Source organism: Enterococcus sp. DIV0170 (assembly GCF_051710765.1).
GTDB lineage: Bacteria > Bacillota > Bacilli > Lactobacillales > Enterococcaceae > Enterococcus_A > Enterococcus_A raffinosus.
The window spans coordinates 2346468-2363090 of record NZ_JBIOLG010000001.1; the positions used below are offsets into that span (position 1 = coordinate 2346468).

A 16623-nucleotide genomic window follows, 5' to 3' on the forward strand; every position below is an offset into this window, starting at 1 on the left:
TTTTTTAAATTGCGAATAATTCCGTTGCACTATCAGGATCGGTATCAAAAATTTGAAATTGATGATTTACCCCAAGATCATAACGAGTCAATGTTTCCTCCATCGTCATATGGGCCAACTCTTTCATATTATTTTCCTTACTCAAGTGTCCCAAATAAATCCGTTTGGTCCGATCGCCAAGAATATCCGTCATGACTAAGGCGCCATCATCATTAGATAAATGTCCTCGGTCACCTAGAATTCGCTGCTTCAAGCTCCAAGGATAGGCCCCCATCCGCAACATCTCTAAGTCATGATTGCTTTCAACTAAGTACGCGTCTGCGTCGCGAATTGTTCCGCGGACATGTTCACTCGCATAGCCAGTATCCGTCAGCATCACAAATGAATGACCATCTTTGTAGAAGCGGTAAAATTGTGGTGCCGCCGCATCATGTGAAACGCCAAAACTTTCGATATCTAAATCCCCAAAAGTTAAAACCTTTCCCATTTCAAAAATGTGCTTTTGCTCAACGTCTACTTTTCCAATCAAAGGAGACATTGCCTCCCAGGTCTTCTCGTTCGCATACACCGGCAGCTTATATTTTCGTGCAAGAACGCCAACGCCGTGAATATGGTCGCGGTGTTCATGGGTGACTAAAATCGCATCTAGATCCTCAGGTTTTCGATCGACCTCTGCTAATAGCGAAGTGATTTTTTTTCCACTCAATCCAGCATCAACCAGAATTCTTTTTTGCGGACTTTCTAAATACAATGAATTTCCAGTACTTCCGCTTGCTAAAATGCTGATATTGAAGGCATTATTCATCTCTAACATGAGCAATTGGTCCTCTCTTTTAAAACTGTCCTCAGTATACAACCCTTTTTATGGATTTTCCACCTTTGGAACTAAATTGTTTGTAATCACTTGATTATTCAACGCATTGACTTTCTCAATCTGCGTCGTCTTATCTGACGTCTTTATTCTGACAAACCAGACGGGAACATAGACATTCTTCTCTCGGACTTCGAGGGTTCGAAAATACCCTAGATAGATGTTCGTAATCGTTGATTTACTAGGAATATTATTATTGATATACAGTGTATTCAGAATTTCTTTTTCAGAATAAAGTGTCATCTTTTCACGCAGTGGCTCAATCTCTTTTAACCGCGTCTGAGTGTACTTCGAAACCTGCTCCTGATCATCATTTTTAACAATATCTAGCGTCACTCGAGACGTTTCATCAATAAAAGGAATCCCTTCATAGGTCTGTGCACCTACAATTTTTCCTAATTCATTGTCCTTTTTAGAAATATCTGGCAGATAAGTGTATTCTTCGCCATCTACAATGAATTGTTTATCCTTCATAAGACGTCTGAAGCTGCTGGTCGCTTTTTTTAAATCAAAATCTGTGTCTCCAGTTGGCGTACTACTTAGAACTTTATCAGAGATATCCCAAATTCCTGAAATCGTCGAACCGGCGTCTCCATTCACTAATGACTCGAATGTATCTTGCTCGGCACTTAAATAGTACCCCTCTTTATGATCATCCGTTACCTCATCCGTAACACTGATATCATCATTTTCGAGTCGCTGCAGGATGTCTTCTCTTTGATTAGAATTTGTGACTAAGCTTTGTTCATGCTGATTATTCCAATAGATACTAAAAAGGAAAATATTCAACCCGATAAAGACGAGAAAAAAGATCCATTCAATTTTTCTAAAATCCAATTAGCTCGCCTCCATTTCTAGGTTCCCTTGCATCAGCTGATTCGCAGGATACCAAGTGTTGTCATATTTGACGAACCATTCTGGAGTTAAAGCTACTAATTTATTTACACCATCGATATCTTGCCATGTATAACCAATAATAAAGCTTTGTATTTTTGTTAAATCTATCCCGACCGCCGCTAAATTATTTTCAATTTCAAGGGTACTAGGTAATTCAACCTCTTCATCAGAAGGGATCGGCACCTGAACCGTATCCACACTCGTTTCAATTTTAATTTGCGGAGTGGCAGCATTAGGTTGATGCTCTATCTTTACGCTCATTTTCCCTTTCGAGGTTTGGCTGAAGATCGGATATCCTTCCACAAAAATCCGGTAATTTACTTGTCCATCATGATGATCAAAATAACGTAAGTTCCCGACGGCTGTCCCTAACCGACTCACATAGTTAAAGCTTTGACTATAGATGCTTTCCTTTGCTAAGTCTTCTGGCAGCTCACCAGTAAATGTCACTAAGCGCTTTTGTTCGTCCATGATTAGTTCCTCATGGCCGCTTGAAAATGATCGCGCCCCATTTTCTTCTTCCTCTCCTTTTGCTTGATCAGGATTTTGGAAGAAGGCATTTCTAAAGAGAGAATAGGATTGGGTCGTCAAAATGTAACTATATTTTTTTAAACGAACCCGCTCCTTGGTTCGCAGCAAACGAGGAATCAATGGATTTTCATCAGACATTGGTAGATACTTTCCCTGATTTTTTTGGTAGATGGTTTCTAAACCAGAAAAATCTCCTGACATTGTCGCTTCATAAACAGTGTCCTTACTATAATTCAAAAAGCGAATCTTCTTCTTTGAAAAATCGATTTGAATTTTTGAAAAGGTAATACTATCTGCTTCCTTCAAAGAGTTCAAATTGATGGGCATATCAAAAACCTTGATATACTCAGTCAAAGAAAAACCGCCCTCATAGTTCAGCTCGATGCCACTGTCTAACCAATAATAGTTTTTGATTTCTTCTTCGCCTTGAGCGATTTCCTGCAACTGCCCAAAGGTACTTTCTGTTAAACGTGCTTGCGTGGTAGCTAATAAGTTCTCGCTGCTCGTTTGAAATTTCCCGTCGGACAAGTCCCAAATACCTCGTATAGGTAAAAAAGCATCGGTGGCCTTCGCATAATTTTGGTCGTTCTTTACTGTCTGTTTGCTTGTATTAATATCTGCTGTTTTAGAAGTAGGGCTAAGCCATATAGCGTACGTTAAGACGAGGCTGAGTAGTATCAGAGCAAAAAGTGCTACACGGATGATTCTTTCTGATAGTTTCATTCCCAGATATCCTCCTCATAAGGTTCATAAGGTAAAGAAATATAAAACGTAGATCCCTTACCTTCAACACTTTCGACCCAAATTTGACCTTGATGGGCCTTCATCACTTCTTTAGAGATGGCCAAACCTAGTCCTGTACCGCCTTGTTGACGCGCACGTGCTTTGTCTACGCGATAAAAACGTTCAAATACTTTTTCTAGGTCCTTCTTAGGTATGCCCAACCCTTCGTCAGAAATACTTAGTACCACATTGTTATGTGTTTCCATTAAGTGAACTTCGATTTTTCCGCCGTCAGGTGAATATTTGATTGCATTATTCATGACATTGTCAATTACTTGCATAATCTTGTCCGTATCGATTTCCACCCATAAATCTCGCTCGGTGAACTCACGGACGATGCGGTAATTTTTCTCTTGGCTATTCACCATCATATCGAAACGATCCAGGATATAATCAACCAGCTCATTGAAATTCACCAGCTCAAGATCCATTTGCTGCGCGCCTGAATCCATACGTGAGAGATTCAATAAATCATTGATCATACGAATCATACGGTCAGTTTCGCCTAACGTCACATGGATAAATTCTGGTGCCACTGTTTTGTCTTGCCAAGCACCTTCTTCTAATGCTTCTAAATAACTGCGAACGCTGGTTAACGGTGTCCGTAATTCATGAGAAACATTGGAAACGAACTGGCGCCGTTCCTCAGCGGTTTTCTCTTGCTCTGTAACATCGTGGAGTACGACAACCAAGCCACTGATAAAGCCTGACTCTCGCCGAATCATAGCGAAATCGGATCGTAAGGTCATGCTTCCTTCATCAGAATCTGGTTTTGAGCGAGTAATCAAAATTTCTTCTGGTGTTTCTAATAATTTTCTCAAAGTATATTGCTCTTCTAAATCAAGCAAGGAGAGAATGGACTGACCGATCGCCTCTTCATTCGTCGTATCTAATAAGGAGAGCGCCATCTCATTAATGGTGATGACTTTCCCACGTCGATCAGTAGCTATAACACCATCTGTCATATGCGTTAAGACGCTATCCAGTCGATTCCGTTCAGCCTCCATCGTATCTTGAGCATCTTCGATTCGATCAGACAGCTTGTTGAAGGTTTCCGCAAGCTGACTCAATTCATCGTGTCCTTGAACGTCTACTTTTTCAGAATAATCCCCCTGAGCGATTCGCACCGCCTGCTTTTGCATCTCTTTGATCGGTTTTGTGATCGATCGCGCGACAAGTAATGCGACAACGATCGAAATCAATCCTGCGATCAACGAAGCGGTAAAGAAGATCAAAGCGGTATTACTGATTTCGGTATATTTTTGTTCAATGTCACTCTTAACATAAAGAGCCCCGATCACAGCCGAATCGCCGGTCGGGGACTGAATAGGTTGGACATTGATATATACCCGCTTATTATTGTCATCAAGTGTTACATATTGTTTCATTGAAAAATCATCAATATCACTGTACTCGTTCTTTTTACCAACGATCGTATCTTTTTGACCTACATCATTGGTAGCTACAACGATCCCTTTATCATCTACTACCCACATTTCACCAATGTCAGCGGCGGTATTATTTTCGAGAATACGCTGCAGCTGATCTGCTTCGTTGTCGCTATCCTCTGCCATTGTCGCTCCCAGAGTCGTGCTTAACAACGACACACGCTGATTCATGTCTTTGGTAAAGCTATTGATGGTTGATTTTTCAAGTCCTCTAATAAAGTAAGCACCGATAATCTCAATCGAAATCAGCAAAATCAAAATAAATGAAAAGGCAATCTTGAAATTGACCGATCGATAAAAACGGACTTTCTTTTCCATACTTACTCCTGTTCAGGGTTTCGTAGATAATAACCTACGCCACGTCTTGTTACTAAATAGGTTGGATGGCTTGGATTGTCTTCGATTTTTTCACGCAGACGTCGCACCGTTACATCCACTGTTCGGACATCACCAAAATAATCATAGCCCCAAACAGTTTGTAATAAATGTTCCCGCGTCATCACTTGACCAATATGTTTTGCTAAATAATGCAGCAATTCAAATTCGCGATGGGTTAATTCGATTGTATCTCCATGTTTGGTTACCATGTAAGCATCTGGATGGATCGTCAAGTCTCCGATTGTCAAATCACTTTGCGCTGTCTGTTCTTCTTCCTTAGGCGCTTGTCCTCCACGGCGTAAATTTGCTTTTACGCGAGCGACTAATTCGCGATTAGAGAACGGTTTCGTTACATAATCATCCGCGCCCAATTCCAACCCTAAGACCTTATCAATCTCAGAATCTTTTGCCGTAACCATAATAATCGGCATTTCATGGGTCTTGCGTACTTCACGAGCCACTTCTAAACCGTCTTTTTTAGGCAACATCAAATCTAATAAAATTAAATCTGGGTTTACTTCTTCGACTTTTTCTAAGGCTTCTTCACCATCATACGCAGTAAAGACTTCATAGCCCTCCTTGGTTAAATTGAATTTCACGATGTCCGAAATCGGCTTTTCATCGTCAACTACTAGAATTTTTTTCACTAAGAGTCACCTCATACCTTCATAGGATTGTATGTACGCCTTACCATTATACAATAATTTCAATACTGTTTCACCTTTTCAAACAGACGACGTTTTTTTTACAACTATTACTTAAGAAAAAATGAAAAAAAGAGACAAACTGAGTTCATCTCCTTCTTTCTATGCATACATTCTTTTTGAGAGCCTGTGAGCCGTCTACATACGTTCACTTTATTCTCTTGAATTCTGTTGACATTTAATCAAGCACTTGGCAAACAACCCCTAAGGAGCCAGGGCCAGTATGAACGGATAACGCCGGAGACACTTTCCCAAAATAAATATTTTCGGCTGTTGGGAATAGCTCGTGTAGCCGTTCGCGAATTTTTTCAGCCGTTTCTAGAGCATCCGCCTGGGTTACCGCTAAGTTGAAGCGCTTATGGTTGCCTACGTGTTCCTTCACTAGTTGAATGGTTTTGTCGATGCTCTTATTCAGCCCGCGTACCTTCGCTACCGTGTAGTAAATACCATCTGAATTGCACGAAATGATTGGCTTCAATTTCAGTGCGCTTCCTAGTAAAGAGGAAACTAAGCCAATTCGTCCACCTTTTTGCAAATATTCCAACGTATCCACATTGAAAAAGATTTTAGTCTTCGGAATTTTACTTTCTACTTCAGTAATAATTTCCGTAAATGATTTTCCTTCTTTAACTAAGTCGCCAGCGTAAATCGCTAAAATACCAGCGCCAATCCCCACATTTTTGGTATCAATTGATTGGAATGTTAGCCCTTCATAATGCTCTCCCAACACTCTTAACGCATTATAAGTACCGCTTAGACCGCTAGAAATCGTCACAATTATTACGTGGGTATAACCTTGAGACTTAATTTCATCAAAGACTTTATGAATCAGTTCCCCATCGGGTAAAGATGTCGTCGGCAATTCTTTTTTAATTAATGGGAAAATCGTATCAGAGCTGATATCAATCCCATCTCTATATTCTCGATCACTAAAAATAATCCGTAACGGAACCATAAAAAAGGGTCCATTATCAATTACTTCCTTTGGCACATCCGTCCCAGAGTCAACTAGGATTGCAATTTTCTCACTCATCAACTTCGCCTTCTTTCTCTTTATCCAACTGAATAATCTTCTCAGCCAACATCTTCTGTGTAAATGACGCGATAGCGCTTTCCATCGCTAAATAATAAAAATCTTTGCTGCTGCGGGTCAAATTCACCTCTTCACCTAAAACAATCTTTGCTACTTGCAGCAATGCTTCCTCCTGCACTTTGCAAAAACTATTGTAGGCATCCTTCGGTTCATTAATCGCCAGCTGCATGCGAATCAGTTCATTGATATCTGGAATCGCAAATACTTGTTTCAATAAAGTGATCGCAATTAAATACGCTAGATGGTTGCGGTTATATCTTTTTTTCACTGGTGGTGGTATTAATTTATGTTTAACATAGTTGTTGACCATCGCACTAGATAAGAGCTGATGCTTTTCATCTTCCATCAACGGCGATAGGTAGCGGTCAACAAGAGTGATGACTTGATCCATATATAATTCTAGTTCAGGTAACTCTTCCCACCTAGGCAAGCGTACTTCTTTCAATTCTTCTGCCCAAGTTCTGAGTTTCGTTTCTTCCATTTTTCACACTCCTCTCAACGATAGTTTATCAAAATTACGGTAATTATACAATATAGTTTCGAAAACTAGATAATTGAAGCGCTTTTTAGATAAATTTTTTTAGTTTTGTTCTTGCTTTTTTATTTTTCCAGTGCTAACATATGAAAGTACTTTGTTTGGGCCGTTAGCTCAGTTGGTAGAGCAGCTGACTCTTAATCAGCGGGTCGCGGGTTCGAGCCCCTCACGGCCCATTGGGTGCCAAACCCACGTCACCAGTGCATTCTTGGCTACTTCGGTAGTTTAGAAAAGAATGTGCGTGGTGACTTTTTTTGTTTTTATGGAAGTTTCCATATTAAATAAATTGCTGCACACAATTTTTTACGTAATAGCAAAGACTGATGCAACAGAGTTGATTATCCCACTAGCCAGTTATTGATTATGTCATATTTTCATCACCACAAGAACTTAACTTTCAAACCGATTAAAAGATTGAAAAGTGAGTCACCAGTACACTCTTAACGTTATCTGACGTTTTGACTGAAGTGTAAATGGTGACTTTTTCTTTTAAAATATTTCTATTAAAATGACTTTTTATAATAATAATATGATATATTTATATTCGAAAAGCATATCAAATTGTTTTTATAAAAGATATTTTCGTTGTCGTTATAGCTATGAAAATAAGGAGTGATCCCGTGAAAAAGGTTGTTTTATTTAGTTTATTGGTACTGATTTTCCCCACTGCTGCTCTGGCCGACACTTTTGAGAGTGTTCCTGATGAATTGACGACTACAGATCAAGAACAAGTCACTGAAAGCACATCTATATCTGAAGTGGTCACATCTGAAAGCCAAGCACCTGCTTCTAGTGAAACTCAGGCTTCGGTTGAACCCACAGTTGAAAGTGAAGTGGAAAATTCTGAAGAATTAACTGCTCCGCAAGAAACCCCTGTTGTCGATGAAGCATTCGTAGAATCCGCAACTACTGAAGCGATCGCAAGTAGTTCTGAGAACGTTGAAGTGAAAATAATCCCCTCAGCAACAGCTGTAGCAAATAGGTCTTTAGCCGTTGCTCCTAAGAAAGTGACCCCTGAGGAAATTGCTGAGAAAACGAAGCCATTTCTAACCTTCCAAGAGGATTACCTCATTACTGAAATGAAGTACACTTGGCAAATTCGCGAAGTCTTGACCAATTCACAATTTAAGATAGATCAAGCAGAGCTGAATGGCTACACAGATCAAGAACTAGAGAACGCGTTCAATTTGCTTGCGTGTTACAGTAATGATATTACTTACATGGATTGGAGCGGTTATATTCGTATTCTTCGAATGGTTTACCGCGATAACGTACTCTCTTGGCCAGAGGTGGAGAAGGCCTTAACCTTCGTATCTTCTAATTACGATACCGTTGCTGAATTAACCAAAGACATCGATCAATTGCAATTTTACTTACGAACTCTTCATTCAAGTAAAGAAGGCTTTTTGCCTCTTCGTCATTTTACAAATGACGAATTGCTGCAAATTTTAAACAGCCTCAGCGGGTTCGAAGAAGAACTGAGTAAAGGACAACCGCTGTTTGCAGGTATCCTCCACTGGCTATATAATTCTCAAGATGAAAATTACTTAAACGAAAACGGGATTAAACTTGTACCACCAATCGAAAGTCTTTCGTTGTCGACTGAATCTATTTCTCCAATAACAACAAGCCCAATTTCTGTTAATGTTCTAGACAATACCGCTCAGGCACAACAAGCAACCGTGGAAAAAGAATATCCTAAAACAGGCGAATCGAATACCTTCCCGCTAACAATCATCGGAACTGTATTCTTGTTTATTACAGGTCTTGCAATTTTAGAAAGACGGTTTCGCATTTAAAATAGGATTGTAACTCAATCAAACCAGCTGCTTAAATCCTTTAACAAGGGTTTAGGCGGCTGGTTTTTTGGAGCGAAAAGAGAAAAAAACGGTGAATTATTCTTTTTTGTATTTTGTCCCATAAAAAACTTTTTTTGATTCTTTCATTTTCTATCTTTACAAAAATATTTCTTATGTTACAATTGTGTTACAGAAATATTAAGGAGTGATTTAGATGAAAAAAATGGTTGTTTTTAGTTTGTTGGTATTAAACTTCCCCCTTGTTACATTCGCAGATTCTTCCGATAGTGTCCCTTACCAGACCGTAAGTTCCAGTCAAGAGCAATTCGTTGACCAGGTTTCAGAAACAGGAACCGGTGATCAACTCCCTACTACCACTTCTCAAGCTTCTACAGAAGAAACAGTTACAAAACAAGCTGCAGCAACCAATAGCACTGCTGCCAAAGAAACAGAAAAAAGCGAAGTAGCAAAAGATACTCCAACGACTGAAACAGCCACTGTTGAGAAAAAACAGGATGAAACAGTACAAACATCTGAAATAGAAAAGAAGAAAGTTGATACTATCACACCTCAAAAAGCTGCTGCAAAAACGTCAGAATCCCCAACAGCATTGGAAGAAAGTCTTAATAAAGAGTGGACAGCTGAAAAAATCCGTGAAAATTTAACTGGGACAGATTACGGAATCGATCAAAATGAACTTAAGGGCTACAGCGATCAAGAACTAACCAATGCCTTTAAACTATTCAACCGTTATAACTTCGATATTACTGGCATGGATCTAGGCAGCTATGTACGAGTTCTACGTATGATTTATAAAGATAAGGAAGTTTCTTGGGCAGAAGTTGAAAAAGCATTAGTGTTTAATCCCCATAACTTTCAAACTACTGTTGAATTAGCTAAAAATATAGATCAGTTACAACATTATCTTCGTGTGCTTCATCCTGGTATTCAACATTTTTCAAATGAAGAAATGCTTCATATCTTGAATCACCTTAGTGGCGCTGAAGATCAATTAAGTGCTGCAAATGGACTATTTGCAGGTCTTGTTCGTTGGCTTTACGACTCTCAACCTGGAAATGCACCTATCGAAAACGGCGCACCTATTCAAAACATAGATACAACTACGCAGCCAATCGTTGAAAATCTCACAACGAATCCTACTAGCGTTGTTAAGAATAATGCACAAGCTACTACTCAAAAAGAATACCCAAAAACTGGTGAACGCCGGACTGCCTCACTAACGATTATGGGAATCATTGTATTCTTCCTAACAGGTTTAGTTCTCCTGAAACGACGTGCTCAATTGAAATAAAGCAAATAAACTGCCTTCTTTACCAATATTAAGTGATTTCTATTTTTCACTTAGCGAACCAAAATATTCTACTAGTGAAAGCGAGTACGCATGTGCTCGTTTTTTGCTTTTTAAAGGCTCGCTGAATAAACCCTATGGGCAAAAAAAGCACATCGCTATCTCTTTCCAGTCAATAGTTTCTTAACTTTCCTTTCCCATTTTCTTTTCTCTCGTCCCTGATCAATTTCCTCTTGCGTTTTGCCGTGACGTCTTTCAAAGCTTTTGGGCTTATGTGCCGTTGCAGCGGCTGAATCATTTGGTGGCAACTCCCAAGGCAGCGGGTACTTCGCATCGATTTGATCAGCGAGCTCCTGATAGTTCAGCTTGCGTTTTTTATTTTCATTCGAAGGTTCTGTCAACACCGTTTCCTCTTCAGGCTGTTCTTTTCTCTCAGAAGTCTGACATTTTTCATCCGTTGATTCCAACTCAGCTGTTTCTTCTTGTTCTGGTTGAATCGCCTCATGCTGTGTATCAATACAGTTTTTTACACTTTTGAACTTCACATAATCCGCAAAACGACGAACGCTACCCGCTTGGAAGATGGTCAAGGTCGTCAAAATTTCCAATATTTCCGCCGTTTCACTTTCTTGTCCGTGCGGGACCTGTTTCGTGTCACGCAATGTCCAGGCGTATCTTTTCCCGTTGCCATCTTTAAAAACCGTCGCAAGATCAAATTGAAACGCTGTCTTCTCGAAGGTCTCAGCGGCTCTCTTTATCAATAATTTCCTATAAGAATGAGCTTGTTTAGTAAGCTCGAGGTATTCTTCTTTACTCTTAAACAGGCGATCAATGACCGTCTGCCATTCTTCTTCACCTACAAAATAATCGCGGAAATAAACACAATGACGACGCAAGGTATCATTAGGTGCAGCGGTCAGAAAAATCTCACGAATCAGCTCTGGGAACAGGTAGGAAAAATCCCCCACAGAAAGTGCGTCACGTACCAAAATAGCCACTGCCGCCTCTACGATCTCCGCCGCATTTTTTGTTTCTTCATAGCGCTGAGTCACGCGTTTTTCCAAGCTCTTTCTCAACATACCAAAAATTTGTCGCTGCCCTAACAATGCTTCTTTCATTCGTTTCATCCTCCGTCCGTTGTTTTTGATTCCTTTGTAGTAATGATTCTTATGTAACCGTTCACAAAAATATTTTATACATAAAATAACCATGAAGTAAATAGGTTCTATGAAGTATTCACTAATGATAATTTATTTAAACCTTTTGGATAGTAACTTCTGTCGTTCATTAGTTACATTGAAAGTCATATTAATAGCTTTAATAAATAACTATTTGGAGAGTTTCGTTAGCGAGAAACAAATAGAAGAAACCTTTATGTATTTTTTTAAAATAAATAGAATTATTTTATCTAGTAAAAGTTGACTATCTTCTATATATAGGAAGACTTATTAAAAATCGATTTTCTCGATAAAAAGTTGTGTTCTACGGTTAGGTATCAAAACTATTGCGAGTACTTTGAAAAAGCTAACCTAAAAAAAGCCAAAGCAGGCTAAACATCTGCTTTGACTTTCCTTTTTATACGGCCACTGCTTTCTCATTTTTCAAATGTTGCAGCTTCTTTTTATAATATGCAACTTCATCTTCAGAAGAATAAATGAAGTGACCAGGTGCGATTTCACGCAAATTTCTTGCTTTGCCGTCGTGAGGTTCGGTTTGATATTTTATTCGTCGTCGTTGACGCTCATGATCAGGATCTGGCATCGGGATAGCTGATAACAGGCTTTCAGTATATGGATGCACCCCATAATGATAAATCTCATCACTACTTCCAACTTCTAATAGATGGCCGTTATTCATGACTCCAATACGATCACTAATATGTTTGACCATTGAAAGATCATGGGCGATAAACAAGTATGTCAAGTTGTGTTCCTTTTGCAAATCCTGTAGTAAGTTCACGACCTGAGCTTGGATCGAAACGTCTAAGGCAGAGATAGGTTCGTCACAAATGATGAAGCGCGGACGAACAGCTAACGCGCGGGCAATTCCAATTCGCTGACGCTGACCGCCAGAAAATTCGTGGGGATAGCGTGTGCCGTGACTGGGATTCAAGCCGACTGTTTCTAATAAATCATTGACTATTTTATCTCGTTCCTTCGGCGTTTTCGCTAAATTATTGACGTCAATTCCTTCAGCAATGATATCTTTAACCTTCATCCGTGGATTCAACGACGCGTATGGATCTTGGAAAATCATTTGTACATCGCGGCGAAAGGCGGTCAAATCCGCTTTCCCATGAATTTTCGTTACGTCTTTCCCATCAAATAGAATTTCACCATCCGTTTGCTGATTCAAACGAATAATTGTTCGTCCAGTGGTTGATTTCCCACTGCCAGACTCACCTACTAATCCAAAGGTCTCCCCTTCATTAATATAAAAGCTTACATCATTAACGGCACGAACTTCATTTTTGGTGCCGGTATTAAAATACTGTTTTAAATTATTTACTTCTAATAATCGCTTTTCCATCCTAATCCTCCATTTTCTCGCTAAAAATTAAGCGGAATATTGGTTTTGCTTTTTGCGAAAAATATCCCAACGCCGTTGAATCTCAACTGGAGGAGTCACTGCTGGTGCTTGCGGAGCCAATAACCAAGTTGCAGCCTTATGCGTCTCTGAAAGCTCAAAGAACGGCGGCTCCATTTCTGCATCAATCTTCAACGCGAACTCATTACGCGGGTAAAAGGCATCGCCCTTTGGCGGGTCCAATAAATCTGGAGGAGAACCTGGAATAGCATACAAGCGGTCACTTTCGCTTTCTAGTGTTGGCATGGACCCAAGCAATCCCCATGTGTAAGGATGTTGCGGATTATAGAAAATTTCTTCCGCTGTACCAACCTCCACAATCTTCCCTGCATACATGACAGCTACTCGGTCGGCAACGTTGGCAACTACTCCCAGATCATGGGTAATGAAAATAATTGAGGTTTCGATTTTTTCTTGGATTTCTTTTAGCAGCTCTAAAATCTGTGCCTGAATCGTTACATCAAGAGCTGTTGTCGGTTCGTCGGCAATCAGGATTTCAGGATTACAGATCAAGGCAATGGCAATCACGATTCGTTGACGTTGTCCCCCAGAAAACTGATGGGGATAGTTTTTCAACCGTTTTTCTGCGTCTGGAATTCCAACTAAGTTCAATAAATCCAAAGCAGCTTTCAAGCTTTCCTTTTTAGAAACATTCTTGTGCTTGCGTAAAGATTCTGCCACTTGCTTACCAATTGTCATGGTGGGATCTAGGGATGTCATAGGGTCCTGAAAGATCATTGCGATCTCACGTCCGCGAATTTTCTGCATTTCTTTTTCAGATTTATCAACAATGTCTTGCCCTTTAAATAAAATATGCCCCTCATCAATGTTGGCGTTACTAGAAAGCAAGCGCATGATCGTACGGGTAGTAACGGATTTTCCGCTGCCGGATTCTCCTACGATCGCTAAGGTTTCCCCTTTATTCAACTCAAAATCCACTCCACGAATCGCACGGACCTTTCCGGCGTACGTATCGAATGAAATATTCAAATTCTTCACTTCTAAAATTTTTTCCATAGATTGTCACTCTTTCATTTTCGGATCGAATGCGTCACGTAGACCATCGGCTAACAGATTGAAACAGATCATGATCAGCGAAATAGTAACCGCTGGAATCCATAACAAGTATGGCAAATACAGGAATGTTTTATAGCCATCATTCAACAACGTTCCTAGTGAAGCGGCTGGCGGTGTTAACCCTAGACCAATAAAGCTTAGGAAGGCTTCGAAGAAAATAGCTGTTGGAATGCTGAACATCATTTGAATAATAATCACGCTGGAGATATTCGGAATGATGTGCTTGAACGCAATCTTCCATTTCGACTCGCCCAGGGTCATCCCCGCTAAAACGTATTCTTGATCCTTCAGCTTGAGGGTCTGGGCTCGAACGATTCGGGCCATGGGTATCCAGTTAGTAATAGCCATCGCTGCTACAATTGAAAAAATCCCCGGTTCAAAAACAACCAGCATTAAAATCATGACTACTAGATTGGGGATTCCAGAAAGAATCTCCAAGAAACGCTGCATCGCATTATCGACTTTTCCACCCAGCATTCCAGAAATCAAACCATAGGCAACACCGATCGTGATATCGAATAAAGCTGCGATAAAAGCGATCAACAATGAAATTCTTGTTCCCATAAACAAACGACTTAATACATCGCGTCCTAAACCATCCGTTCCCAACAGATAATTCACGTTATTAGGAACATCTGCTTGAGCATATTTATCAACCAATTCACCAGCCACCATTGTTTTTCCATTTAGGCCGTCAATGTTCAAACCAGGAACTCGAGGCGGTAAATTAATATAATCAACATTTTGCTTGCTTGGGTCTTGTGGCGAAACAAAGATCGTCACAATGGAGACGACAATAATTATAGCCAATAGGATCATTGAAATGACTGCCGCCTTATTTTTCTTTAAGCGGCGCCAAGAGTCTTGCAGAAAATTCAACGAAGGTGTCGCAATTTCTTCGCGTTCCTTTTCGGTATTTTTTTGTAAGGGTTGAAATTCATCAGCGGGAATATCAACGATTGAAGGATATTTCATTTCCATTAGCTCTTACTCCCTTCTGATAGACGAATACGCGGATCAACTAAACCATAAAGAAGATCGACGACCAGAATAACAAAGACTAGCATAAACGAGTAAAGAATCGTTACAGCCATGATCGTTGGATAATCATTGGTCATAATTGATTTTACAAATTGCTCTCCGATACCAGGTATAGCGAAAATATTCTCGACCACTAACGATCCTGTCATTAACGCGACGGCTAATGGTCCTAATAATGTCATCAACGGGATCAAACTATTTCTCAATCCATGTCTGAAGGCAATTTCCCATCTACTCAATCCTTTAGCTCGTGCAAGCTCCACATAATCACTATGAAGAACCTCCACCATTTCGGTTCGAATAAAGCGTGCGGAATCAGCTAAAGGCGACATCGCTAATGCCAATGTCGGTAAAATGGTGTAAGCAAAACCTTCCCATTTTGCGATCGGCAAGATACGTAATTTCATAGCAAAAATGTATTGTAGCAAAACGGCAAAAACAAAGTTGGGAATCGAGCGACCTAAAATCGCGACTAAAGTGGATGCCGTATCTGCCCATGAGTTTTGTTTCATGGCGGAAATCGTTCCTAAGATGATCCCGACAAAAGTACCAAATACGATTGCCTGCAACCCTAATTGCAAGGAAGGTCCGATGCGCCCTGCTAATAGTGCGGCAACGGCTTGATTTTTGAATTGGAAAGAAATACCAAAGTTTCCTTGTACTAGGTTTGATAGATAAATTCCGTACTGCACGATGACGGGTTTGTCTAGCCCCACCTGCTTATTCAGCATCGCAATCGTTTCAGGACTCAATCGTTCTTGATTGGTATAAGGTGTCCCTGGTAATAATTGCATCAAGAAAAATGTGATGGTGGCAATCAACCATAAAGTAATCAACATGAAAAAGACACGCTTTAAAAAATATTTCAAATAACTGCCCATGAGGTGCCTCCTAATTCATTTTAATGTATTCATTTTTTTACAAAAAATGAGTTTTATTTTCATCACGTATATCATTCCGCTAATCTGCTAAAGCAGTAAGGGGAACTGACATCCTAATTCATTTTAATGTATTCATTTTTTACAAAAACGAGCGTTGTTTTTAGCTCGTATATCATTCTGTTCTATTTCAGAAAAAGCTTTTTATGATTCGTTCTTAAATTTTGACTTCTACTTTTGTTTTGGTTTAGAGTAGGAAGAACGTATGAATCATTTTTATTTAAAGAGTGTTACTCATTAATTATTGGAGTGTATGTATGAAAAATAATTTATTTCCCATTGGAATCAGCAGCGGCTTGATTGTGCTTATTGTGATCTACTCGCTTATTCAAGGGTCGCTTTCTTTATTGATTCTATCTAACCGATTTTTTTTAACTGGATTGCCTTTTTTAATCGTTGGTATCCTGCTTTGGATTTTTTCTTCAGGCTTCTTCGATCATTTTCAGCATTCGATGCATCAAGCGTTTGGCAGAAAACAAAAGAAAAAATCAGAATTTCAGCCTCTCTCCCATGTTGGACAGGGACGATATTCTTTTTGGTTGATCATTGCAGCCATTTTGATCGGTTCTTCAATCATTTGTGCATTGCTGACAATGATTTAAAAGGAAGTTGGAACGAGGTTCGTTCCAACTT

General features: G+C 39.7%; 15 protein-coding genes and 1 tRNA gene. 4 read left to right on the forward strand and 12 right to left on the reverse strand.

From position 1 onward, the window contains the following. Window positions 1–4 precede the first annotated feature (4 nt). The 7 genes from IGI50_RS11395 to IGI50_RS11425 all read right to left on the reverse strand — a co-directional run bounded on the left by IGI50_RS11395 (window position 5) and on the right by IGI50_RS11425 (window position 7186). Window positions 5–814, reverse strand: a complete 810-nt coding sequence (locus IGI50_RS11395) for an MBL fold metallo-hydrolase (RefSeq protein ID WP_010745761.1) — start codon at window positions 812–814, stop codon at window positions 5–7. Window positions 815–862: 48 nt separating this feature from the next. Beyond that, window positions 863–1708 (reverse strand): two-component system regulatory protein YycI, encoded by an 846-nt coding sequence (locus IGI50_RS11400; RefSeq protein WP_010745760.1) that lies wholly within the window; start codon window positions 1706–1708, stop codon window positions 863–865. Further along, the gene (locus IGI50_RS11405; protein WP_010745759.1) at window positions 1709–3022 is read right to left on the reverse strand and encodes a YycH family regulatory protein; all 1314 of its coding nucleotides are present in this window, start codon (window positions 3020–3022) and stop codon (window positions 1709–1711) included. Further along, entirely contained in the window at window positions 3019–4848 is a 1830-nt protein-coding gene (gene walK, locus IGI50_RS11410; protein ID WP_010745758.1) for a cell wall metabolism sensor histidine kinase WalK, read from the reverse strand. Before walK ends, IGI50_RS11405 begins: the two co-directional genes overlap by 4 nt. Before the next feature lie 2 nt (window positions 4849–4850). Further along, the gene (gene yycF / locus IGI50_RS11415) at window positions 4851–5555 is read right to left on the reverse strand and encodes a response regulator YycF (RefSeq protein WP_010745757.1); all 705 of its coding nucleotides are present in this window, start codon (window positions 5553–5555) and stop codon (window positions 4851–4853) included. A gap of 235 nt (window positions 5556–5790) precedes the next feature. Further along, complete coding sequence (locus tag IGI50_RS11420; RefSeq protein WP_010745756.1) at window positions 5791–6645, reverse strand: DegV family protein; 855 nt, start codon at window positions 6643–6645, stop codon at window positions 5791–5793. Then, the gene (locus tag IGI50_RS11425; RefSeq protein ID WP_438776995.1) at window positions 6638–7186 is read right to left on the reverse strand and encodes a DUF1836 domain-containing protein; all 549 of its coding nucleotides are present in this window, start codon (window positions 7184–7186) and stop codon (window positions 6638–6640) included. Before IGI50_RS11425 ends, IGI50_RS11420 begins: the two co-directional genes overlap by 8 nt. A gap of 157 nt (window positions 7187–7343) precedes the next feature. On the opposite strand from IGI50_RS11425, the gene IGI50_RS11430 reads away from it, so the two are divergent. The 3 genes from IGI50_RS11430 to IGI50_RS11440 all read left to right on the forward strand — a co-directional run bounded on the left by IGI50_RS11430 (window position 7344) and on the right by IGI50_RS11440 (window position 10351). Continuing rightward, window positions 7344–7416, forward strand: a tRNA-Lys gene (locus IGI50_RS11430). A gap of 444 nt (window positions 7417–7860) precedes the next feature. Next, entirely contained in the window at window positions 7861–9039 is a 1179-nt protein-coding gene (locus IGI50_RS11435) for an LPXTG cell wall anchor domain-containing protein (protein ID WP_438776996.1), read from the forward strand. Between the two features lie 214 nt (window positions 9040–9253). Continuing rightward, window positions 9254–10351 (forward strand): LPXTG cell wall anchor domain-containing protein, encoded by a 1098-nt coding sequence (locus IGI50_RS11440; protein ID WP_438776997.1) that lies wholly within the window; start codon window positions 9254–9256, stop codon window positions 10349–10351. Window positions 10352–10506: 155 nt separating this feature from the next. Here IGI50_RS11440 and IGI50_RS11445 read toward each other — a convergent pair whose 3' ends face one another. From IGI50_RS11445 to opp3b, 5 genes are all read right to left on the reverse strand, one after another. Continuing rightward, a complete protein-coding gene (locus tag IGI50_RS11445) occupies window positions 10507–11466 on the reverse strand; it encodes a hypothetical protein (RefSeq protein WP_438776998.1) in 960 nt (319 codons plus the stop codon). 457 nt (window positions 11467–11923) lie between these two features. Next, window positions 11924–12877 (reverse strand): ABC transporter ATP-binding protein, encoded by a 954-nt coding sequence (locus tag IGI50_RS11450; protein ID WP_438776999.1) that lies wholly within the window; start codon window positions 12875–12877, stop codon window positions 11924–11926. 27 nt (window positions 12878–12904) lie between these two features. Continuing rightward, window positions 12905–13951 (reverse strand): ABC transporter ATP-binding protein, encoded by a 1047-nt coding sequence (locus IGI50_RS11455; RefSeq protein ID WP_222225720.1) that lies wholly within the window; start codon window positions 13949–13951, stop codon window positions 12905–12907. A 6-nt stretch (window positions 13952–13957) separates the two neighbouring features. Beyond that, window positions 13958–14992 carry an oligopeptide ABC transporter permease gene (opp3C, locus tag IGI50_RS11460; protein WP_010745748.1) on the reverse strand — a complete coding sequence of 345 codons (1035 nt, stop codon included), beginning with the start codon at window positions 14990–14992 and terminating at the stop codon, window positions 13958–13960. Then, window positions 14992–15933 (reverse strand): oligopeptide ABC transporter permease, encoded by a 942-nt coding sequence (opp3b, locus tag IGI50_RS11465; protein WP_010745747.1) that lies wholly within the window; start codon window positions 15931–15933, stop codon window positions 14992–14994. Before opp3b ends, opp3C begins: the two co-directional genes overlap by 1 nt. A gap of 314 nt (window positions 15934–16247) precedes the next feature. Here opp3b and IGI50_RS11470 point away from each other — a divergent pair, with 314 nt between their 5' ends. Next, complete coding sequence (locus IGI50_RS11470) at window positions 16248–16592, forward strand: DUF3899 domain-containing protein (RefSeq protein ID WP_438777000.1); 345 nt, start codon at window positions 16248–16250, stop codon at window positions 16590–16592. The last annotated feature ends 31 nt before the right edge of the window (window positions 16593–16623 follow it).

What these genes read in the sequence shown, in the direction of transcription:
- IGI50_RS11395 (WP_010745761.1), bottom strand. Translation starts at nt 814, where the DNA reads ATGTTAGAGATGAATAATGCCTTCAATATCAGCATTTTAGCAAGCGGA.
- IGI50_RS11405 (WP_010745759.1), bottom strand. Translation starts at nt 3,022, where the DNA reads ATGAAACTATCAGAAAGAATCATCCGTGTAGCACTTTTTGCTCTGATA.
- walK (WP_010745758.1), bottom strand. Translation starts at nt 4,848, where the DNA reads ATGGAAAAGAAAGTCCGTTTTTATCGATCGGTCAATTTCAAGATTGCC.
- IGI50_RS11420 (WP_010745756.1), bottom strand. Translation starts at nt 6,645, where the DNA reads ATGAGTGAGAAAATTGCAATCCTAGTTGACTCTGGGACGGATGTGCCA.
- IGI50_RS11425 (WP_438776995.1), bottom strand. Translation starts at nt 7,186, where the DNA reads ATGGAAGAAACGAAACTCAGAACTTGGGCAGAAGAATTGAAAGAAGTA.
- IGI50_RS11440 (WP_438776997.1), top strand. Translation starts at nt 9,254, where the DNA reads ATGAAAAAAATGGTTGTTTTTAGTTTGTTGGTATTAAACTTCCCCCTT.
- IGI50_RS11445 (WP_438776998.1), bottom strand. Translation starts at nt 11,466, where the DNA reads ATGAAAGAAGCATTGTTAGGGCAGCGACAAATTTTTGGTATGTTGAGA.
- IGI50_RS11450 (WP_438776999.1), bottom strand. Translation starts at nt 12,877, where the DNA reads ATGGAAAAGCGATTATTAGAAGTAAATAATTTAAAACAGTATTTTAAT.
- IGI50_RS11455 (WP_222225720.1), bottom strand. Translation starts at nt 13,951, where the DNA reads ATGGAAAAAATTTTAGAAGTGAAGAATTTGAATATTTCATTCGATACG.
- opp3C (WP_010745748.1), bottom strand. Translation starts at nt 14,992, where the DNA reads ATGGAAATGAAATATCCTTCAATCGTTGATATTCCCGCTGATGAATTT.
- opp3b (WP_010745747.1), bottom strand. Translation starts at nt 15,933, where the DNA reads ATGGGCAGTTATTTGAAATATTTTTTAAAGCGTGTCTTTTTCATGTTG.
- IGI50_RS11470 (WP_438777000.1), top strand. Translation starts at nt 16,248, where the DNA reads ATGAAAAATAATTTATTTCCCATTGGAATCAGCAGCGGCTTGATTGTG.